At 61.3% G+C, this 20,696-nt stretch carries 12 protein-coding genes and 2 pseudogenes; 8 read left to right on the top strand and 6 right to left on the bottom strand.

Annotation, left to right across the window (positions count from 1 at the left end; all coding sequences use genetic code 11):
* Window positions 1-53 precede the first annotated feature (53 nt).
* On the top strand, window positions 54-1,571 hold the full coding sequence (locus B0G76_RS22200; RefSeq protein WP_120294454.1) for a PLP-dependent aminotransferase family protein: 1,518 nt from the start codon (window positions 54-56) through the stop codon (window positions 1,569-1,571).
* 209 nt (window positions 1,572-1,780) lie between these two features.
* Here B0G76_RS22200 and phnE read toward each other — a convergent pair whose 3' ends face one another.
* The 3 genes from phnE to phnC are packed head-to-tail and all read right to left on the bottom strand — an operon-like array spanning window position 1,781 to window position 4,557.
* Entirely contained in the window at window positions 1,781-2,623 is an 843-nt protein-coding gene (gene phnE, locus B0G76_RS22205) for a phosphonate ABC transporter, permease protein PhnE (protein ID WP_183082111.1), read from the bottom strand.
* Entirely contained in the window at window positions 2,620-3,597 is a 978-nt protein-coding gene (gene phnD, locus B0G76_RS22210) for a phosphonate ABC transporter substrate-binding protein (RefSeq protein ID WP_120294455.1), read from the bottom strand. Before phnD ends, phnE begins: the two co-directional genes overlap by 4 nt.
* A 42-nt stretch (window positions 3,598-3,639) precedes the next feature.
* Complete coding sequence (phnC, locus tag B0G76_RS22215) at window positions 3,640-4,557, bottom strand: phosphonate ABC transporter ATP-binding protein (RefSeq protein WP_120294456.1); 918 nt, start codon at window positions 4,555-4,557, stop codon at window positions 3,640-3,642.
* Window positions 4,558-4,848: 291 nt separating this feature from the next.
* On the opposite strand from phnC, the gene B0G76_RS22220 reads away from it, so the two are divergent.
* The 4 genes and pseudogenes from B0G76_RS22220 to B0G76_RS22235 all read left to right on the top strand — a co-directional run bounded on the left by B0G76_RS22220 (window position 4,849) and on the right by B0G76_RS22235 (window position 12,706).
* Entirely contained in the window at window positions 4,849-5,883 is a 1,035-nt protein-coding gene (locus tag B0G76_RS22220; RefSeq protein ID WP_120294457.1) for a M14 family zinc carboxypeptidase, read from the top strand.
* Window positions 5,880-6,656 carry an alpha/beta fold hydrolase gene (locus tag B0G76_RS22225; protein WP_120294458.1) on the top strand — a complete coding sequence of 259 codons (777 nt, stop codon included), beginning with the start codon at window positions 5,880-5,882 and terminating at the stop codon, window positions 6,654-6,656. Before B0G76_RS22220 ends, B0G76_RS22225 begins: the two co-directional genes overlap by 4 nt.
* A 145-nt stretch (window positions 6,657-6,801) precedes the next feature.
* Window positions 6,802-11,644, top strand: a pseudogene (locus B0G76_RS22230) (NAD-glutamate dehydrogenase).
* A gap of 156 nt (window positions 11,645-11,800) precedes the next feature.
* Window positions 11,801-12,706 carry a cation diffusion facilitator family transporter gene (locus B0G76_RS22235; protein ID WP_120294459.1) on the top strand — a complete coding sequence of 302 codons (906 nt, stop codon included), beginning with the start codon at window positions 11,801-11,803 and terminating at the stop codon, window positions 12,704-12,706.
* A 116-nt stretch (window positions 12,707-12,822) separates the two neighbouring features.
* On the opposite strand, the gene B0G76_RS22240 is transcribed toward B0G76_RS22235, so the two are convergent.
* On the bottom strand, window positions 12,823-13,803 hold the full coding sequence (locus tag B0G76_RS22240; protein WP_120294460.1) for an aldo/keto reductase: 981 nt from the start codon (window positions 13,801-13,803) through the stop codon (window positions 12,823-12,825).
* Window positions 13,804-14,049: 246 nt separating this feature from the next.
* On the opposite strand from B0G76_RS22240, the gene B0G76_RS22245 reads away from it, so the two are divergent.
* The 3 genes and pseudogenes from B0G76_RS22245 (at window position 14,050) to B0G76_RS42965 (ending at window position 18,755) form a co-directional block, all read left to right on the top strand.
* Entirely contained in the window at window positions 14,050-15,105 is a 1,056-nt protein-coding gene (locus B0G76_RS22245) for a purine nucleoside permease (RefSeq protein WP_120294461.1), read from the top strand.
* A 575-nt stretch (window positions 15,106-15,680) separates the two neighbouring features.
* A complete protein-coding gene (gene ltrA, locus B0G76_RS22250; RefSeq protein WP_120294462.1) occupies window positions 15,681-16,928 on the top strand; it encodes a group II intron reverse transcriptase/maturase in 1,248 nt (415 codons plus the stop codon).
* 202 nt (window positions 16,929-17,130) lie between these two features.
* A pseudogene (locus tag B0G76_RS42965) lies at window positions 17,131-18,755 on the top strand (ISL3 family transposase).
* 335 nt (window positions 18,756-19,090) lie between these two features.
* On the opposite strand, the gene B0G76_RS22260 reads toward B0G76_RS42965, so the two are convergent.
* Both B0G76_RS22260 and B0G76_RS22265 read right to left on the bottom strand, forming a co-directional pair.
* Window positions 19,091-19,402, bottom strand: coding sequence for a DUF4148 domain-containing protein (locus B0G76_RS22260; protein ID WP_120294463.1), 312 nt, complete (start codon window positions 19,400-19,402; stop codon window positions 19,091-19,093).
* A gap of 253 nt (window positions 19,403-19,655) precedes the next feature.
* Window positions 19,656-20,660, bottom strand: coding sequence for a LysR family transcriptional regulator (locus B0G76_RS22265; protein WP_120294464.1), 1,005 nt, complete (start codon window positions 20,658-20,660; stop codon window positions 19,656-19,658).
* Window positions 20,661-20,696 lie beyond the last annotated feature (36 nt).

Consider the following 20,696-nt stretch of genomic DNA (forward strand, 5'->3'; position numbering starts at 1 on the left):
AAGATTTGGCTCTTAACTTCAGAGCCATTTCAATAAAAATATAGGAGCCAATCATGCGCGCGAGCGTTTTGTCCGACTGGCTAGCGCAGCGTCTCGACCGGGGCAACGGCCAACCGATCTATCGTCAACTGCATCGGCTGTTGCAGCAAGCGATTCTGTCGCGCGAATTGCCGGCGGGCAGCAAGGTGCCGTCGTCACGTCTGCTGGCGCAGGAATTGGGCATCGGGCGCAATACCGTCACGCAAGTGTACGAGCAGCTGGTGCTCGAAGGCTATGTCAGTTCGGCAACGGGCCGCGGCACGTTCGTCGCCGATAGCGCGCCGGACGAGATCGTCGGCGCGGCCGACGCCGAGGCGCCGGCCGCGCCGCTCGAGTCACTGCCGCCGCCACTGCCGTTGCAGGGCAATCGCGCATTGTCGACGCGCGGCGCGCGGCTCATCGCGGGGGCGGGCGTGTCGAAGCGGCAATGGGGCGCGTTCATGCCGGGGGTGCCGGATGTCACGAAGTTTCCGGCGCGCGTATGGAGCCGCCTGCACAACAAGTATTGGCGCCGTCTGCGCCCGGACCTGCTGACCTACGCGCCGGGCGGCGGGCTGGCCTTGCTGCGGCACGCACTGGCCGACTATTTGCGCACTTCGCGCTCGGTGCGTTGCACGCCCGAGCAGATCATCATCACGACCGGGATCCACCAGTCGGTCGATCTGGCCGTGCGTCTACTGTCCGATCCGGGCGACGTGATCTGGACCGAAGACCCTTGCTACTGGGGCGTGCGCAGCGTGCTGCACGTGTCCGGCCTGCAATCGCGGCCGATCGCCGTCGACGAAGAAGGCATCAATCCCTCCGCCGACGATCTCGCGCAGCCGCCGAAGCTGATGCTCGTCACGCCGTCGCATCAATATCCGCTCGGCATGGTGATGAGCCTCGCGCGGCGCCGCATGTTGCTCGAATACGCGCGGCAAAATCAGTGCTGGATCATCGAGGACGATTACGACAGCGAATACCGCTACGGCAGCCGGCCGCTGGCGTCGCTGCAAGGTCTGGACAGGTCCGGACAGGTGATTTACGTGGGCAGCTTCGGCAAAACGCTGTTTCCGGGCTTGCGCATCGGCTATCTGGTCGTGCCCGAAGCGCTGGCCGAGAGCTTTGCGACCGCGAGCGCGGAGTTGTATCGCGAAGGGCAGTTATTGCAGCAGGCGATGCTCGCGGAATTCATCGCGGAAGGGCATTTCACGTCGCATATCCGCAAGATGCGCACGCTTTACGGGCAGCGCCGCCAGACTCTGCTGGACGCTGCCGCGCACCGTTATGGCGATGCGCTGCCGGCCGTGGGCGGCGATGCCGGTTTGCATCTGGTGATGCAATTGCCTGACGGCAGCGATGATCGCGCGGTGGCGGCGGCCGCGCTGGAGCGCAATATCGTCGTGCGGCCGTTGTCGGGGTATTACGCGCAACCGTCGCTGGCGCCGTCGGGTTTGCTGATCGGCTATGCGTGCGTACCGGACGAGGAGATCGCGCCTGCTTTCAATACACTGGCCGATGCGATCGACGCGACGCTTGTGCAGTTTGCGTGAGTGGAGTCGAGGTCAGGTCGGTTCGCAATCAGATTGCGTGTCCACTCGTCGTGAGAATTTTTGGCGACAAATAACCCGTTACCGAACCTCGGCGCAGCGCCATCACGCCGGCGCACTTACACACTGGCGTGCAGTATCGAAGCGATCTGAATGAGGGTTGGCGAAGCGGGTTTAGCCAACCCCCTCGGCATCCACGAATCGTAAAGCGGTCACGTCACCCGTTCGCGCAGCCACGCCGACGCCAGATCGATCACCGTCACGACGACAATCACCATAATCATCACCGCGGCCGTTTGCGCGTAGTTAAACGAGCGAATCGCCTCGTACAGCACCACGCCGATCCCGCCCGCGCCGACCATGCCGACCACCATCGCCGAGCGCACGTTCGATTCGAAGCGATACAACGCGTACGAGATCCACAACGGCAGCACTTGCGGCAGCACGCCGTAAATGATTTCGTCGAGACTGGTCGCGCCGGTGGCGCGCACGCCTTCGGCCGGACGCGGATCGATTGCTTCGACGGCTTCGGCAAAGAGTTTGGCGAGCACGCCGGTGGTGTGCACCCACAACGCGAGCACGCCGGCGAACGGACCGAGTCCCACCGCGACGATGAACAGCATCGCGAAGACCATTTCATTGATCGCGCGGCATGCGTCCATCATGCGGCGCATCGGTTGCACGATCCACATCGGCGCCATGTTGTGCGCGGACATCAGTCCGCACGGAACCGCGCACACCAGCGAGAGGGCCGTGCCCCAGACCGCCACCGACAGCGTCACGGCCATCTCGTGCAGATAGCTGCGCCATTCGGTGAAGTCCGGCGGGAAGAAGTCTCTCGCGAACTGACCCATGTTGCCGGAGTCGGAGAACAGATCGAGCGGGCGCATATCGGCGCTGTGCCACGCGCCACCCAGCACGGCAAGCACGGCGATCCAGCCGACGAGCGACAGCCAGCTGCGCTTGCCCGCAGCGGGGGCGGCAGCGCGTGCCGCCTGCGCGGCGAGCGCCTCGCTCGCACGCGCGGGCGACGTGATCAGATCAACCGTGTTCATTGCTTGGCTACGGCGCTGTTGAGCGCGCTCAGCTTCGCATCGAGCGCGGCCAGTTGAGTCTTGCGGTCGTCGTCGGAAAGATGCGTGTCGCTCTCGATCTTCTGCTTCCGCTGGAACAGCGCGACCTGGCGAATCGGCAGCAACTGCGCGTCCGACGATGCCGCGAAACCGGCGTAACCCGTAATCTGCGCCATCACGGCTTTTTCATGCGGATCGGTCTTGCCGTAGTTCAGGAAGAAGTTGCGGATCTTGTCCTTGGTGGCTTGCGGCAAATCCTTGCGCCACACGAGCGGATCCGACGGAATCAGCGGCGAGGTCCACAGCACACGTACTTGCGCAAACTTGTCCGGATGCTGCTTCTTCAGCGTGTCGAGCATTTCGGTGTTGTTGGTCGCGATGTCGATCTTGTTGTTCACCACGGCCAGCAGATTCGCTTCGTGGCTTGACGGCAGCACGGCCTTGAACGACGTGTTGACCGGCGTATTGTGCTGGGCGAACAGGTAATAGCCGGGGATCAGCGTGCCCGAGGTGGAGTTCGGATCGCCGAAACCGAGCGTGACGTCCTTCGTGTTCTTGAACACGTCGTCGAGCGTCTTGAAGCGGCTGTTCACGTTGGTGATCAGCACCGACTTGTAACCCGCTTCGCCATTCAGATACTGGACCTTGGCAAACACTTCGCCTTGCGAACGGTCCACCGCTTCGATCGCCGAGGCATTGCCGAAATAGCCGACCTGTACCTTGTTAAAGCGCATGCCTTCGATGATGCCGGCGTAGTCGGTCGCGAAAAACGCTTTGACGTTCAGGCCGGTTTGCTTGTTCATGTCTTCGATCAGCGGCTCCCAGCGCTGTTTCAGCACGGAGGAGGAGTCGGTCGAGATGATGCCGAGGTTGATTTCTTCGGCTTGTGCAGTGGCAACGCAGGCGAAAGCAGCCGCGCCGACGGTCAGCGTGATCAGTGAACGCAGGAATTTCATCGCTTGAAGGTCCGGTTGAGTGAACAGAATGAGTGGGCGCGCTCAGTTCGAGTGCGCCGGATTGAGGGCGAACGCATAGCGTGTCGAGGTAGGCTCGGCGTCTTGCGCCGGGGCGCCGGTATCGCCGCTGTTGGCGTTGTTGTCCGCCTGATTGGGCATGCTATCGGCGCTGGCCTCGTCGAGCAGTTCGCGGGCGTCGTCGCCGTAGAGCTTCTTGAGCAGGGCAGGGCTCAGTGCGGCGGAGGGGCCGTCGTAGACCACCTTGCCGTGCCGCAGTGCAACGGTGCGCGGGCAATACTGCATGGCGATGTCGACCTGATGCAGCGACACCAGCACCGTCAGTTGATGATCGAGGTTGAGCGTGCGCAGCATCTCCATCACGCGGCGCGACGATTCGGGGTCGAGCGAGGCGATCGGTTCGTCGGCGAGCACGATGCGCGCGCGCTGCACCAGCGCGCGCGCCAAGGCCGCGCGTTGCTGCTGGCCGCCGGAGAGATTGGCGGCGCGTTCGCGCGCATGGTCGCCGATGCCGACTTCATTGAGCGCGGCCATCGACAACGACCGCTCCGCGCCCGGAAAACGCCCGGTGAGGCGGCGCCACAAAGGCAGCCGTGCAAGCGCGCCGATCAGCACGTTGGTCTCCACGGAAAGCCGGTTCACCAGATTGAATTGCTGGAACACGAAACCGATATCGCGGCGAATGCTGCGCACTTCCCGTACGATGCGGCCGTTCTGCTGGATCGGCCGGCCGAGAATCGCGATCTGCGACGGCTGCGCATCCGAAGCCGTGAAGCCCGCGATGTGCCGCAGCAGCGTCGACTTGCCCGAGCCCGAGGCGCCGATCAAGGCAACCATTTCGCCCGGCTCGATCCGCAGATCGATTTCGTCCAGCGCCTTGCGGCCGTTGCTGAACGTCTTGCTCAACCGTTCGATACGGATTGCTTCCCGAATTGCTTCCATAAGTACCCCTTCATGCATCCGGCCATTGCCGGTATGTGTGGGGCTCATTCTAGGAAGCGTCTGTGACGGTTGAGTGAAGGCATCGCAACGTCTAGACGACTATATCTTCATGTGTCTTTTTTGCGTCGCCGGAAAGGCAGGAAAAAGTCACTTTCCCGAATAAAAAATGTCACCCGTATGACACGATTTGCATTGGATCGGCCTGGCTGCGCATGATCGCCCGTTGCCAGGCTATATTGCGTCATTCGGTGTGCCGTCCCCAATAACCTTGCAGTTCCATTCGATGTCGTCATGCAGCCTTTGAGCTTTCTCCCCGACAGTTTTGCGGAGTACGAAGATCTCAAGACGATCCTCGAGCAGGGCAGTGCCAGTTTCGAGATTCGCACGGTCTGCGAGACGACGGTGCGCGGCCGGCAATTCGCCGTGCACACCGCGAGTATCGGTTCGACCGATCGACTTGCACCGGCCATTGGATTTTTTGGCGGCATTCACGGGCTCGAGCGGATCGGTTCGCAACTCGTGCTCGATTACATGCGCGCGCTGCTCGCCCGGCTGGAATGGGACGAACTGCTGGTGCGGCAATTGCAGTCGATTCGTCTGATCTTTATGCCGATCGTCAATCCTGGCGGCATGTGGGCCGCCACGCGCGCCAATCCCAACGGCGTCGATCTGATGCGCAACGCGCCGCAGAATGCCGACGAACGCGTGCCGCTGCTTGCCGGTGGCCAGCGGGTGGGCGCATGGCTGCCCTGGTATCGCGGCAAGCAAGGCGATCCCATGGAGCCGGAGGCGGCGGCGCTCTTGCGGGTAGTCGAAACCGAATTGGCTGCGCGGCCCCTGAGCATTGCGCTCGACTGCCACTCGGGTTACGGCTGGCGGGATAGCATCTGGTTTCCCTACGCGCGCACGCGCAAGCCGATGCAGCATCTGCCGGAAATGTACGTGCTGAAAACCATGTTCGAGCGCGCGCATCCACATCATGGCTACGCGTTCGAACCGCAGAGCCATCAATATCTGTTGCACGGCGATCTGTGGGACTTTGCGTACGACCGTACGCCCGCGCCGAACGTCTTCCTGCCGATGACGCTCGAACTCGGTTCGTGGCTGTGGATCAAGAAGAACCCGCGCCAACTGTTTTCGCGTCAGGGCATGTTCAATCCGGTGAAGGCGCATCGCACCGCGCGCGTGCTGCGGCGTCATGCGAATCTGCTCGATTTCCTCGCACGCGCGGCGTTCTCGTCGCAACGCTGGTTGCCGCAGGGTCATCGTCGCGAGCAATTGCTGCAAAGCGCGATCGACCATTGGACCCAACCGGAAGCGTTATGAGCACGTGGATTCTGTTGCGTGGACTGACGCGCGAAACACGCCACTGGGGTCGCTTGCCCGACTTGCTGCGCGAGGCGACCGGCACGGAACGCCTGTTGCTGCTCGATCTGCCTGGCAACGGCGAGTTCGCTCACTTGCGCGCGCCGGCCGCAGTCGAGGATATGGTGGGCTTCGTGCGGATTGCTGCGCTGCAAACCGGAGCAACGGGTCCCTATCGCGTGCTGGCGATGTCGCTGGGCGGCATGGTGGCGACCGACTGGGCGCAGCGGCATCCCGGCGAGATCGAGCGGCTCGTGCTGATCAATACCAGCATGCGGCCCTTCAGCCGTATGCATGAGCGCTTGCGTCCATCCGCATGGCCGGGCCTATTGGGTGTCGCGGCACACTGGCGCGACGCGCCGCGTGCGGAAAGCGGCATTCATCGGCTTACGTGCAATAACGTCAGCGCGTTGGGCGCAGATATCGAGGCATGGAGCGAGATTCGCCAGAGCGCGCCGGTGAGCCGAGGCAATGCGTTACGGCAGCTGTGGGCCGCCGCGCGCTTTAGCGCGGCTGCAACGAAACCGCCTTGCCCGTTGCTTGTTCTTTCTTCGCACGCCGACAAGCTGGTCAATCCGGTGTGTTCGGCAAAGCTCGCGATGGCGTGGGGCGCAGCGCATCGCGAGCATCAATGGGCCGGTCACGACCTGCCGCACGACGACCCGGCGTGGACCAGCGAACAGGTTCAAGCATGGCTGAGTCAAGCGGCTGGCGAATCGAAGGCCGCGTTTTAAACAGCGGCCTTATGCTCGCTGGCAACGGGTATAACCTAAGTGAGCTCGCGCATCGTTTTTCGGGTGGCAGGTGCATAATCCCCGTTCAGACGATGCATGCGAATCAAGCGATACTCGCTATTGCCGCCCGCCAGGGGAGTTGATCATGCAAGCAAAGAATGAAGAAGCCGTCACGCACCTGCTGAACGATGTCTTCGAATTTGCGCGTGGGCGCTTGCCCGAGCCGACCTTCACAGTCGTCGAGCCTTTCCTGCGGCACTACTACGATTTCGTCGACGCCGACGATCTGCAGAGCCGCGCGATCGCCGATCTTTACGGCGCGGCGCTCGCGCACTGGCAAACCGCGCAGCGCTTCGTACCAGGCAGCGAACGGCTGCGCGTCTACAACCCGATACTCGAACAGCATGGCTGGCATTCCGATCACACGGTGATCGAGATCGTCAACGACGACATGCCGTTTCTGGTCGATTCAGTATCGATGGCGGTCAACCGCCTCGGGCTTGCGCTGCATTCGGTCGTGCACCCGGTGTTTCGGATCTGGCGCGGGCCGGATGGCAGCATCGTGCGAGTCGGTCAGGGCGCTGAAGATTCCACCGATACGCGCTCGCAGCTTGCCTCGTTCATTCACTTCGAAGTCGACCGTTGCGGCGACGCAGCGAAGCTCGACGCCTTGCGTGACGAGATCGCCAAAGTGCTGCGCGACGTGCGCGCGGCGGTGGAAGACTGGCCGAAGATCGTTGAACTCGCGCGCACCACCGTCAAAGGCATGAAGGCCGGTGAGGCGGGGCCCGAAGGTGTCGAGGCTCGAGCATTCCTCGAATGGATGGTGGCCGATCACTTCACGTTTCTTGGCCAGTGCGACTATGAATTGGTGCAGCACGATATCGGCTTTGGCTTGCGCCCGGTACCGGGCTCTGGACTCGGCATCCTGCGTGACGCGATGCGTCCCGCAGGCGCGCCCGAAGTCACACCGCTGTCACCGGCGGCCGCCGACATTATCTCCGGCTCGTGGCCCATTTTCCTGACCAAGGCCAACTCGCGCGCGACGGTGCATCGGCCGGGCTATCTGGATTACGTCGGCATCAAGCTGACCGGTGCGGATGGCAAGGTCAGCGGCGAACGGCGTTTTTATCGGCCTGTATACGTCTACCGCGTACCTGGTTTCGACTTCGGAAATTCCGATCGTGCGGCGCAAATGCGCGAACATCGTGCGGCGGGCCGGTTTCCTGCCGAAGGGCCACCTGGCCAAATCGCTGGTGACGGTACTCGAAACCTATCCGCGCGACGAACTCTTTCAGGCCGACGAAGACCAGCTCTACGATATCGCGCTGGGCGTGCTGCGATTGCAGGAGCATCAGCGCACGCGTCTATTCGTGCGGCGCGACCGTTTCGACCGCTTCGTGTCGTGTCTCGCGTTCGTGCCACGCGACAAGTACAACACCGATCTGCGGCGACGCATTGCCAACCTGCTGACCGACGCATTCAACGGGGAAAGTGTCGAGTTCACGCCACTGTTGTCGGAGTCGGCCATCGCGCGCATTCACTTCGTCGTGCGTGCGAAACCGGGTGGCATGCCCAACGTCGATACGCGCGAACTCGAAGCGCGGCTCGTGCAGGTCACGCGCCGCTGGCAGGACGATCTCGCCGATGCCTTGCTCGACGCATTCGGCGAAGAGCAGGGCAACCGTCTCCTGCAACACTATGCGGATTCGTTTCCCCCCGGCTATCGCGACGACTATCCGGCTCGCACCGCGGTGCGGGATATTGAGTTGATTGAGCGCGTGCAGGGCAGCGAGCGGCTCGCCATGAACCTGTACCGCCCGATCGAAGCCGGGCCGCGCGCGTTTCGCTTCAAGGTTTATCGTGCGGGCTTGCCGATTGCGTTGTCGCGCAGCTTGCCGATGCTCGAACATCTCGGCGTGCGTGTCGATGAAGAGCGGCCTTATCTGATCGAAGCGATCGACGCCACGCCGGCCTGGATTCACGACTTCGGCCTCGAACTCGCGGACGATGCGGAATTCGATATCGAACGCGTAAAGAATCTCTTCGAAGATGCATTCGAACAGGTGTGGACTGGCGGAATCGAAAGCGACGATTTCAACCGCCTCGTGTTGCGCGCGCAACTGAGCGCGCGCGAGGTGACGATTCTGCGCGCGTATGCCAAGTACCTGCGGCAAGTGGGTTCGACCTTCAGCGACGCCTATATCGAACGCGCGGTCACCGGCAATCCGGCGATTGCCCGCATGCTGGTGGAGTTGTTCGTGGCGCGCTTCGATCCGGTGTTGTGCGATACGCGTGAGGCGCGCGTCGACGGCTTGTTGAAGACGATCGACGGCGCGCTCGATCAGGTGCCGAATCTCGACGAGGACCGGATACTCCGGCAATTCCTCGGTGTTATCAAGGCGACGCAGCGCACGAACTACTATCGCTTCGATGCCGACGGCCATCCCAAGCGGTATCTGTCGTTCAAGTTCAACCCCGCGCAAGTACCCGGTTTGCCCGAACCGAAACCGATGTTCGAAATCTGGGTGTACTCGCCGCGTGTGGAAGGCGTGCATTTGCGCGGCGGCCGTGTCGCGCGCGGCGGGCTGCGCTGGTCGGACCGGCGTGAGGACTTCCGCACGGAAGTGCTCGGATTAATGAAAGCGCAGATGGTGAAGAACGTGGTGATCGTGCCGGTCGGCTCCAAAGGCGGTTTCGTCGTGAAGAATCCGCCGCCGCAGACGGAGCGCGACGCGTGGATGCGCGAAGGCATTGCGTGCTATCAGACGTTCCTGCGCGGCCTGCTCGATTTGACCGACAACCTCGCGGGTACGACGGTGGTGCCGCCGCCCGATGTGGTGCGGCACGACCCCGACGATCCGTATCTGGTGGTCGCCGCCGACAAGGGCACCGCCACCTTCTCCGACTACGCGAACGCGATTTCCCAGGAATATGGTTTCTGGCTCGACGACGCCTTTGCGTCGGGCGGTTCCGTCGGTTATGACCATAAAAAAATGGCGATCACGGCGCGCGGCGCGTGGGAGTCGGTCAAGCGGCACTTCCGGGAAATGGGCGTCGATACGCAGACGACCGATTTCACCGTGGTTGGCGTCGGCGATATGTCGGGCGATGTGTTCGGCAATGGTATGTTGTTGTCGCCGCATATCAAACTGGTGGCCGCGTTCGATCACCGGCATATCTTCCTCGATCCGAATCCCGATCCGGCGGTCAGCCTTGCCGAACGGGGGCGCCTGTTCGTTCTGGACCGGTCGAGCTGGGCCGACTACGATCCGTCGTTGATCTCGGCCGGTGGCGGGGTGTTTCCACGCACGGCCAAGACGATTCCGTTGTCTCCGGCGGTGCAGTCGGTGCTTGGCATCAGCGCACCGGCGCTCGCACCCGCTGAATTGATGCGCGCGATTCTGCAGGCGCCCGTCGATCTGCTCTACAACGGCGGTATCGGCACCTATGTGAAGGCGAGCCGCGAAACGCATCTGCAGGTTGGCGACCGCGCCAATGATGCGATCCGCGTCAATGGCGCCGATCTGCACTGCAAGGTCGTCGCGGAAGGCGGCAATCTCGGTCTCACGCAACTTGGGCGGATTGAATTCGCGCAGCGCGGCGGCCGCATCAATACCGATGCGATCGACAACTCCGCTGGGGTCGATTGTTCGGATCACGAAGTCAACATCAAGATTCTGCTGGGTCTGGTTGTCTCCGACGGCGAAATGACCGAGAAACAGCGCAATGCACTGCTCGCGGAAATGACCGACGAAGTCGGCCTGCTCGTCTTGCAGGACAACTATTACCAGACCCAGGCGCTCTCCATTGCAGGACGCTACGGCGTCGAATTGCTCGATGCCGAAGCGCGCCTGATGCGTTACCTCGAACGCGCGGGCCGCCTGAGCCGCGTGATCGAGTTCTTGCCGACCGATGAGGAAGTCGCTGAACGCCTCGCCGCGAAACAAGGGCTGACCACGCCCGAACGCGCGGTGCTGCTGGCCTATAGCAAGATGTGGCTGTACGACGCGCTGCTCGAATCGTCGATGCCGGAAGACACGCTCGTTAGCGACATGCTGGTCGAATACTTTCCGAAGCCGTTGCGGCAGCGTTTTAGCGAACCGATGCAGCGTCACCCGTTGCGGCGCGAAATACTCGCCACGCATTTGACCAATGCGTTGGTGAATCGCGTGGGCTGCGAGTTCGTGCATCGCCTGATGGAAGAGACCGATGCGAAGCCCGGCGATATCGTGCGGGCCTGCATCATGGCGCGCGACGTGTTCGATCTCGACGAGGTGTGGCGCAATATCGACGCACTGGATAACCGTGTCGCCGACGACGTGCAGGCACGCATGTTCGTTGAAGTGGCGCGGCTAGTCGAACGTTCGGCGCTGTGGTTCCTGCGGCAGTTGCAATCGGGAGCGGTCAGCGACGGCGATGTTGCCGGACTGCTCGCACGCTGCCGCGATGCGGCGCAACGCCTCGCGCCGCAATGGCCCGCGCTGCTGCCCGTCGCCGATCTCGACGCGCTGTCCGAGCGGCAACGCGTGCTCGTGGACGCGGGGGTCGATAGCGAGCTGGCGGTGCGTATCGCCAGCGGCGAAATCTCGGCGGCTTTGCTCGACATTGCCGAAGTGTCGTCGAGCGGTGGGCGCAGCCTCGAACTCGTGACGGGGGTCTACTTCGCGCTCGGAACGCTGCTGAACTACAGCTGGATCAGCGAGCGCGCGGCCGCACTGCCGGCGCCCACGCACTGGGACATGCTGGCGCGCGCCACCGCGCTGGCGGAACTCGCACGCCTGAAACGCGCGCTGACGATGAGCGCGCTGGCCGACGCCGACGAGGCGTCGACGCCGGAGGGTCTGGTTCAGACATGGCGCGAGAAGCGCGCCGCGCAACTCGAGCGTTACGCGCGCCTGCTTGCCGATCTGCGGGCCACGGGTGGCGCGAGCTTGTCGATGCTGCTGGTGATCGTGCGAGAGATGGCTGCGCTCGAACGGGCATAGCGCCAGGAGCCGCAAGCTAGGGCGGATGCGTTGCATACGTCACGGAACCCGGCGCAAAACAGCGCCGGGGTTGGACGCATGCCGGCTGGCATGTCCATAATACGGACTCTTGCCAACCGAAAGCACTCTGCACACTCACGGACCCCCGCCACGACGATGAAAGAAGAATCGCCGAAAGCCATTTTCTATGCGCTTGCCGCCAACCTCGGCATTGCCGTCTGCAAGTTCGCTGCCGCCGCGTTTACCGGTTCCGGCTCGATGTTCGCCGAAGCCATTCATTCCACCGCCGACTGCGGCAATCAACTGCTGCTGCTTTTTGGCTTGCGTGAAGCGCGCAAGCCCGCGAGCCCGTTGCATCCCATGGGCAGCGGCCGCGAGATCAATTTCTATTCGCTGCTGGTGGCGTTGCTGCTGTTCTTTGTCGGCGGTGCGTTTTCGGTGTACGAGGGCGTGCATCGTCTGTTTGCGCGCGAGCCTTTGCAGTATGCGTATGTGGCGCTCGTCGTACTCGGCGTTTCGGTGGTGCTCGAAGCGCTTTCTCTGTGGGGCGCGGTGAAGGAAATCCGCAAGACGCATCCCGACAAAAGCCTGTGGCGCTGGTTTCGCGAAACGCGCGAGTCCGAACTGCTGGTGGTGGCCGGCGAGGACATTGCCGCGTTGGCGGGTCTTGCGATCGCCTTCGTCGCCGTGCTGCTGACCATGGTGACGGGCAATCCCGTCTACGACGCGCTGGGTTCCATCGGCGTGGGTTTGTTGCTGATGGTGATTGCGTGGCTGGTGGCGCGCGAAGTGAAGTCGATGATCGTCGGCGAATCGGCGGGGCCGGAAGTGCGTCGCGCGATCGAGGCGCATCTGCGCGCCCGCGCCGAGATTCGCAGCATCATCAACATGATTACGCTGCAGTGGGGCCGTCACGTGGTGGTGGCTGTGCAGGCCGAAATGATCGACTACACGAGCGGGCGCGCGATGGTTGATGCGATCAACGTGATCGAAGCGGACCTGCAGGCGGCGTTTCCACAAGTGCGCTGGGTGTTTTTTGAACCGGACGTGCCGCGGGTTTGATGCATTGTTTCGCTTGCGGTGTACGTCCGGTTCTTCTGCGGCGGGTGGATCCGGCTCAGGGTTCCACTCAGGCTCCTCCTTTTGCGCCCACTAGCCGGAAAATTGGAATTGGACGCTCATTTGAAGCCCGCCACCGCATGCGGTACATACAGTTCTTCAAGCTGACGGATTTCGTCCGCGCTCAGGTTCAACGACAATGCCGCGACCGCGTCGTCCAGGTGATCCAGTTTCGTTGCGCCGACGATGGGCGCGGCGACCGGCTTCTTCTGCAACACCCACGCTAGCGCGACTTGCGCGCGCGGCACGCCGCGTTCGCTGGCAATCTGGCTGACGCGCTCCACGATCCGGCGATCCGCGTCTTCGGTATGCGCGTATAGCGTGCGCCCGAATTCGTCGGTCTCCGAGCGTGCGCTTTCGGTGTTCCAGTCGCGCGTCAGGCGTCCGCGTGCCAGCGGGCTCCACGGAATCACGCCGATACCTTCGTTTTCGCACAGCGGCAGCATCTCGCGCTCTTCCTCGCGGTACAGCAGGTTCACGTAGTTCTGCATCGTCACGAAACGCGTCCAGCCATGGCGTTCTGCGACGTGTAACGCCTTGGCGAACTGCCACGCGTACATTGACGACGCACCGATATAGCGCGCCTTGCCTGCTTTCATGACGTCGTGCAGCGCCTCCATGGTTTCTTCGATCGGCGTGCCGTAGTCCCAGCGGTGGATCTGATACAGATCGACGTAATCCGTGCCGAGGCGTCTCAGGCTGTTGTCGATTTCCGCCATGATCGCCTTGCGCGACAGGCCCGCGCCGTTCGGGCCCGGATGCATGCGGCTATTCACCTTGGTAGCCAGCACGATCTCGTGGCGCTTCGCAAAGTCCTTCAGCGCGCGGCCGACGATTTCTTCGCTGGTGCCGTCCGAATAGACGTTGGCGGTGTCGAAGAAATTGATGCCGTGGTCGAGCGCCTGCTTGATAAAGGGGCGGGCCGCTTCATCGTCGAGCGACCAGGGGTGGGTGCCGCGAGCGGGCACGCCGTAGCTCATGCAGCCGAGACAAAGACGCGATACATCGAGGCCGGTGCGGCCGAGTTTCACATAATCCATCGTGGTGCTCCTGTGTTGAAGCGCACAAACGCGGTGCGTGCTGAGGGTCCTCCATTATAGGAACGTGCGCGTTGACGTGCAGTGGGACGGACAGGCCAACCGGACGTACGGATCGGCGGCGCTCAATCGCGGCGCATGAACTGCAGCAATAGTTAGTGGAAAATAATTTCTTCGCATCTATACTTCTTTCGGCTTGAAAGCAGCCCCTCTCCCAATCTGCATCACAAGCAAAAAGGAAGGATCACGATGCTGACTCGCACACTCGGTGCAATCTCCGCAATTACGCTCGCGGCATGCGCCGCCTTCACGTCCGGCCCTGCCAGCGCGGACGACAACGACGGCGGCTCGCATGGGCGGCCGGTCAAGGTGATGATCATTTCGATGTTCGGGCCCGAAGGGCAGGTGTGGCTCGATCGGCTCGGGCCATGGCGCGAGATTACGGTCGACGGCCTGTCGCCCGATTACCCGACGGTTCATTGCAACAAGCAGGACGTGTGTGTCATGACCACGGGCATGGGGCATAGCAACGCTGCGGCGTCGATCATGGCGTTGACCTTCTCGCCGCGTTTCGATTTACGGCATACGTACTTTATGGTGGCGGGGATTGCCGGCATCGACCCGCAGCAGGGCACGGTTGGGTCCGCCGCGTGGGCGAAGTACCTGGTGGACTTCGGGATTCAGTGGGAGATCGATGGGCGCGAGATCCCGCCAGGCTGGAATACCGGCTACCTTGGGATCAATACAAAAAGTCCTGCCGACAAGCCGCCGCTCGACTATCGGACGGAGGTGTTTCAGTTGAATACCCAGCTTGCCGATACGGCGTTTGCTTTGTCGCGTAGCGTTGTGCTGTCTGATAACGCACAGGCTCAGGCTGCGCGGGCCAAGTACTCATATGCGCCTGCGAACCGGCCGCCTACGGTTATTCAATGCGATACGCTGGCTGGGGATACCTGGTGGTCAGGGACGCTGCTTGGGCAGCGGGCTCGGGATTGGACGAAGATTCTGACCGATGGCAATGGGGTTTATTGCACGACGCAGCAGGAGGATAACGCGACGTATGAGGCGCTTAAGCGCGCGGCTTCTGTGCATAAGGTTGATTTGAGCCGTGTTGCGGTGTTGCGGGCCGGGTCTGATTTTGATCGGCCATATGATGGGCAGACTAGTGCGGATAATCTGCTTAACTATGCTGCGCAAGGGGGCTTTACCATTGCTATTGAGAACCTGTACAGGTCGGGGAATCCGCTTGTGCAGGATATTGCTACGCATTGGGGGGAGTGGAGGGAGGGGGTGCCGAAGAGGTAGAGGTTTTGTGCCTCTTTTGAATTTTGAGTGGGGTGTGCCAAGAACGCGAGCGTCAATCGACCGATGTTTGCGGAGCTTTACCAAAAATGAAGGAAGGCCCTTCGGAGTCGGCTTGCAGGAGCGGGCTCCAAACCGCCACAAGCTGCGTGGGTAAAGAGCCTTCGTGGTGAGCGTTGTTGGAAAAGGCAGGGATCTACTCTGTCAGGTAGGAATCAAAGAGACGAACGTAAGTGAACCGCTGATGACGTGTCGATAATTTCACGAACTGATGTCAAAACCGGAGAGCCCACTTGCTCCGGGACAAGATGGGGCGATGCCTGCTGACGGCCCCATCGGCATCCGGCATAAAGGCGGCGTGACTTTGATTCAGGCTTTGGTAAGGAACTTGGGAACCTGTCGTCCCGATGCGAAGGGAGAAATCCAAGCGGAAGGCCTCCGCAAGGATGAGAGTACCGATGCGGGGCACAGGGGCGGAGACGCCCGTAGTAGGGTTGAGGGTTCTGTAATGGGACTGGACCGAAGGGGCGTCATCGTCCGGCGTTATCACGTCGGCAACTTGAAAGAGGAGGACCGGGGTGAATAACGCAAAGCCGTTTTGTATTTCCAGGCGAGCGGTGTGGGAGGCGTATAAGCAAGTGAAGGCCAACCGCGGGGCGGCGGGTGTGGACAGGCAGTCGATGACGGAATTCGAGGCAGATCTGAAGAACAATCTGTATCGAATCTGGAATCGGATGTCGTCTGGCAGCTACCTTCCGCCGCCGGTCTTGCGGGTTGACATACCAAAGGACGGGGGTGCAGGGACGAGACCGTTGGGAATGCCAACGATTTCAGATCGCATCGCCCAGACGGTGGTCAAGCGATATCTGGAGCCGCTTGTGGAGCCGGTGTTCCACAACGATTCGTACGGATATCGTCCCGGACGGTCGGCGCATCAGGCGCTCGAAATGGCCCGGCAGCGATGCTGGAACCATGACTGGGTGCTGGACCTCGACATCAAGAATTTCTTTGGTAGTATTGATTGGGAACTCATGATGCGAGCGGTGCGCTGCCATACGGACTGTGCGTGGGTGCTGCTGTATATCGAGCGCTGGCTCAAGGCGCCGGTGCACATGCCGGACGGGACCGTAGTGAAACCGGAGAAGGGCACCCCGCAGGGTGGTGTCGTTAGTCCGGTGCTGGCGAATCTGTTTCTTCACTATGCGTTCGACCGGTGGATGCAAAAGTCCTATCCGGACGTGCCGTTCGAGCGTTACGCCGATGACGCCATTTGCCACTGCAAGAGCGAAGCGCAGGCTCGGCGGCTCAAGCAGGAACTGGAGGCGCGGCTTGCGGAGTGCAAGCTGGATCTGCATCCAGAAAAGACCAAAATCGTGTACTGCAAGCAGGCCAACAGGCGTGCCGACTATCCGATCTGTCAGTTCGACTTCCTGGGCTATACGTTCAGACCGCGAAGTGTCATGAACCGGATGGGTAAGCTGTCCGTAGGTTTCACTCCGGCCGTAAGCAACAAGGCAGCCCGCGCGATGCGTCAGGAGATGCGCCGCAAGGGGCTGTTGCGTCGATACGATCTGGATCTGAATGAACTGGCGGACCAAACACGCCCGATCCTGCGAGGTTGGATGCAGTACTACGGGCGGTTCACTCGCTCTGCGCTCGCCAAGGCACTGCGTGCGGTCGATGCTGCACTGGTGCACTGGGCGCAACGGAAATACAAGTCTCTCCAGCGACGTCAGGCACGGGCATGGGTCTGGCTGGCGGGGGTCAAATCTCGCCAGCCGGGCTTGTTCGCCCACTGGGGTATAGAGGCGACGGTTGGGCGATAGGAGCCGGATGAATCGAGAGATTCACGTCCGGATCTGTGAGAGCGTGAGGGTGCGATTCCCTTGCGCTACTCGACTAGGTTTGGCGGGTCAAGGACGGACGTAAGGCCGGCGAAGCGAATCCTTGAGGCGCCCAGAATTGATAGGCTGAGCCGTGGCTGGTTGCGGCAGAATGCGGCAACCAGCCACGCAAGACAAAGCAACCATGACGAATCAACTGTTCGAATCCGCTCCTGGAATAACCGCGCCCTGGTACGTTCAAGGCGTTGACTTTGATGCCGCCCAGCATCAACTCACCATTGCCGTGGACTTCGTCGCGGGCACCCGGTTTGCCTATGCTGGAGTTGCCGGTGAGCATCCTGTCCACGACACGCAAATCAAGCGTCTGCGTCACCTGAATTTCTTTCAACACGATTGCTTCCTGGAAGTGCGGGTGCCGCGTGTGCGCTTGCCCGATGGCTCCGTGCGGTTGGTCGAACCTGATTGGGTCGGTCAACTCAGCGGCTTTACGCTGCTGTTCGAGGCACCCGTACTGATGCTCGCCCAACAGATGCCGTTTGCCGCTGTCGCGCGTGCGGTCAACCTGTCGTGGCATCGAGTACACGCCATCTGTTCGCGGTATGTGGAGCTGGCACTCGCGGGGGCTGACCTGTCTGAGGTGACGGCAGTGGGGCGATTGACGAAACCTCGTATCGGCGCGGTCATGAGTATCTGACGCTGGTCGCCGATATGCGGGCGCGGCGGGTCGTGTTCGTCACGACCGGCAAGGATGCCAGCACGATTGAACGCTTTGCGGCCTATCTGGGCGAACTCGGTGGTACGTCCGAGCAAATCAGCTCTGTCAGCATCGACATGTCGCCAGCTTTCATCAAGGGCGTCAATGAACATCTGCCCGACGCGCGACTGACCTTCGACAAGTTTCACGTCGTTGCTCACGCGTCCAAGGCGCTCGACACGGTGCGCAGGCAGCAACAGAAGGTCGACCCGCAACTCAAAGGCATGCGCTGGACGCTGCTCAAAGACGCGAACAAACTGAATCTCGCCCAACTGACAGACCTCGAGGCGCTCGTCAGTCAGTACACCACCAGGCGCACGGCCCGGGCGTGGCTGTACCGCGAGCAACTGCGCGACATTCTCGAGCGCAAGCAAATCAATGTCGTGTCGGCGATGTTGCACCAGTGGTGTACGAATGTCATGCGCTCGAAGGTCGAACCGATGAAGGACGTCGCGGGACGGTACTTCTACTGGTACATGATGAAGGACATCTACAGCCGCAAGCTGGTGATGAACGAGGTGTGGGAACAGGAGTCGGCCGAGCACGCAAGTGTGCTGCTGGCCAAGGGATGTCTGCGTGAAGGTATTGCGGGTCGTCCGCTGGTGCTGCACGCGGATAACGGCAGTGCGATGAAAGGCGCCACGATGCGCGCGGCCATGATCGATCTGGGCGTACAGCCTTCGTTCAGCCGGCCGCGCGTGAGCAACGACAACGCGTTTGCCGAGTCGCTGTTCCGCACGGCGAAGTACTGTCCGCTGTGGCCCGAGCAGCCGTTCGACACGCTGGAGGCTGCCCGCGCCTGGGTACAGCGCTTCGTGCAGTGGTACAACGAGGAGCACCGTCACAGCGGCCTGAAGTACGTCAGTCCGGTGCAACGGCACCGCGGTGAAGCCAACGAACTGCTGGCCCGACGGCATGCGCTCTATGAGGACGCGCGCATGCGAAACCCCGCACGCTGGTCAGGCGCCATCCGCAACTGGCATCTCGCGGATTCGGTCTATCTGAATCCGGAGAGAGTCCACGCCTCGGCCGGAATGTTTAAGCACGCAGTGTAACGGTTCATGCGACAACTGGCTTGACACACACCGGCGGCGGCAAAGAAAGTAAGTGCCGCCCCGCACAGGGGCAACGCTAATAGACCACTAAGAAAACAAGGAAAGGCCAACGCCACAACCAAACAAACGAACAAGCGCCGCGAAGGCAAAAACCAAACCCAAACCCAAATCTAATCCATCACTGCGGCGCCCGATAAGGCGTCCACACCGGCGCATCCACATTCCAATCATCAAGTTCAGACGGTGTCATAACAAGCTCCATCGAAAAGAGAGAAAACAACCACAACCGCAATGAAAATGTATTTCGGAACCCGAATCATTGCGGCGAATCCGCCTTACTGCCCGTTGGCAACGCGAGTCACATCGCCGCCGTTACCTTCCTGCAGTGCGATGCGCGCAGCCTGCGTCTGACCAATCAAACCTTTATTCGGATACGACGTCCGATTCAACGAAGCCAGCGACCCGTCGCGATACGCAGCCACCAACTCAGCCTGAACTTCAGCACGAGTTTTACCGACAGTCGTCGGCGCCGGTTGCGTTTGATATGTGCCCGCATGGCCAATGCCCCCGCCGCCATTGCTTTGCGCAAACACCGGCGCGCTGGCAAGCAGCGAAACAACTAGACCTGCTAAGAGATTGCGTTTCATGATTCACTCCTGTCGATTCGTTTGCAGCGCAAGCCGCGCTGCGACAGGGTGAAATGTAGACTTCGACTCAGTACGGATAAACCGCACTTTCGCGAAATGAATTGTCGCGATTCCGGAACAATCGCGATGAAGCCCGCAGCACTCGGTTACCGCAGGGCAATCGCGGCATTAGCGCCGCGATTGGAATTCACTGTTTCAATTTCTGTACTTCAACTCGCGCGAATCAAGCAACCAGGAATCAAGCGACCCAGAATCAAGCAACCCATTCCGTTATCACCGGCGTATCGAGCATCGGAGCAGATTCACGCTCTTCGAAAGTACGTTTCGTGCACATCGCGTCGAGACTGCCACGTCCGCTTAGCAACGGGCAGCGGTCAAACAGTTCGGCAATCCAGTCTACGAAAACACGGACTTTAGGCGACAGATGCCGACTGTGCGGATAGACTGCGGAAATCGGCATCGGCAAAGGTTTCAGCTCCGGCAGCACTTCAACCAGCTGACCCGAACGCAGATGCGGAAGCACCATGAAGAGCGCCGGCTGAATCAGGCCGAAGCTTTCCAGTCCGCAAGTTACGTAGGCATCGGCGTCGTTCACCGACACAATGCTCTTCATCTTCACTTCGATTTCTTTGCCATCAACCATGAAGGCCCAATCAATCGTGCGCCCCGTGCGGCTCGAGAAATAATTGACTGCTTTGTGATTGTCGAGATCCTCGAGCGAAGTCGGCATGCCCGCGCGCTTGATGTAGTCGGGGGACGCGCATGTCACGCCCTCGAACAAACCGATACGTCGCGCAACCAGCGACGAATCCTGTAGCGCACCCACACGCACCACGCAATCCACGCCTTCCTGCAACAGGTCGACGGGCCGGTCCGTCAATCCGAGTTGCAGATCGATGTCCGGGTAACGCGTGTGGAATTCACACAGCGAAGGGATCACCAGCAATCGCCCGATCGATCCCGGCATGTCGATGCGCAACTTGCCGTGCGGCTTCTTATTGCCGCTCTGGAAGCTGGCCTCGGTCTCTTCGACGTCCGCGAGGATGCGCACGCAGCGTTCGTAGTACGCGGCGCCGTCCGGCGTCAGCGACAAACGCCGCGTGGTCCGATGCATCAGACGCGTGCCGAGGAACGCTTCGAGGTTCTGAATGATGGTGGTAACCGACGCGCGCGGCAGGTCGAGCGTTTCCGCTGCGCGGGTAAAGCTGTTGGTGTCGACGACGCGCGTGAACACTTGCATGGCCTGAAGCCGGTCCATTGCAAACCTCCAGAAAGGGGCGGGCGCACTGAGCAG

Source organism: Paraburkholderia sp. BL23I1N1 (assembly GCF_003610295.1).
Taxonomy (GTDB): Bacteria; Pseudomonadota; Gammaproteobacteria; order Burkholderiales; family Burkholderiaceae; genus Paraburkholderia.

Excerpts from the sequence above, each read along its gene's own strand:
- B0G76_RS22200 (WP_120294454.1), top strand. The coding sequence starts at position 54 with ATGCGCGCGAGCGTTTTGTCCGACTGGCTAGCGCAGCGTCTCGACCGG.
- phnE (WP_183082111.1), bottom strand. The coding sequence starts at position 2,623 with ATGAACACGGTTGATCTGATCACGTCGCCCGCGCGTGCGAGCGAGGCG.
- phnD (WP_120294455.1), bottom strand. The coding sequence starts at position 3,597 with ATGAAATTCCTGCGTTCACTGATCACGCTGACCGTCGGCGCGGCTGCT.
- phnC (WP_120294456.1), bottom strand. The coding sequence starts at position 4,557 with ATGGAAGCAATTCGGGAAGCAATCCGTATCGAACGGTTGAGCAAGACG.
- B0G76_RS22220 (WP_120294457.1), top strand. The coding sequence starts at position 4,849 with ATGCAGCCTTTGAGCTTTCTCCCCGACAGTTTTGCGGAGTACGAAGAT.
- B0G76_RS22225 (WP_120294458.1), top strand. The coding sequence starts at position 5,880 with ATGAGCACGTGGATTCTGTTGCGTGGACTGACGCGCGAAACACGCCAC.
- B0G76_RS22235 (WP_120294459.1), top strand. The coding sequence starts at position 11,801 with ATGAAAGAAGAATCGCCGAAAGCCATTTTCTATGCGCTTGCCGCCAAC.
- B0G76_RS22240 (WP_120294460.1), bottom strand. The coding sequence starts at position 13,803 with ATGGATTATGTGAAACTCGGCCGCACCGGCCTCGATGTATCGCGTCTT.
- B0G76_RS22245 (WP_120294461.1), top strand. The coding sequence starts at position 14,050 with ATGCTGACTCGCACACTCGGTGCAATCTCCGCAATTACGCTCGCGGCA.
- B0G76_RS22260 (WP_120294463.1), bottom strand. The coding sequence starts at position 19,402 with ATGAAACGCAATCTCTTAGCAGGTCTAGTTGTTTCGCTGCTTGCCAGC.
- B0G76_RS22265 (WP_120294464.1), bottom strand. The coding sequence starts at position 20,660 with ATGGACCGGCTTCAGGCCATGCAAGTGTTCACGCGCGTCGTCGACACC.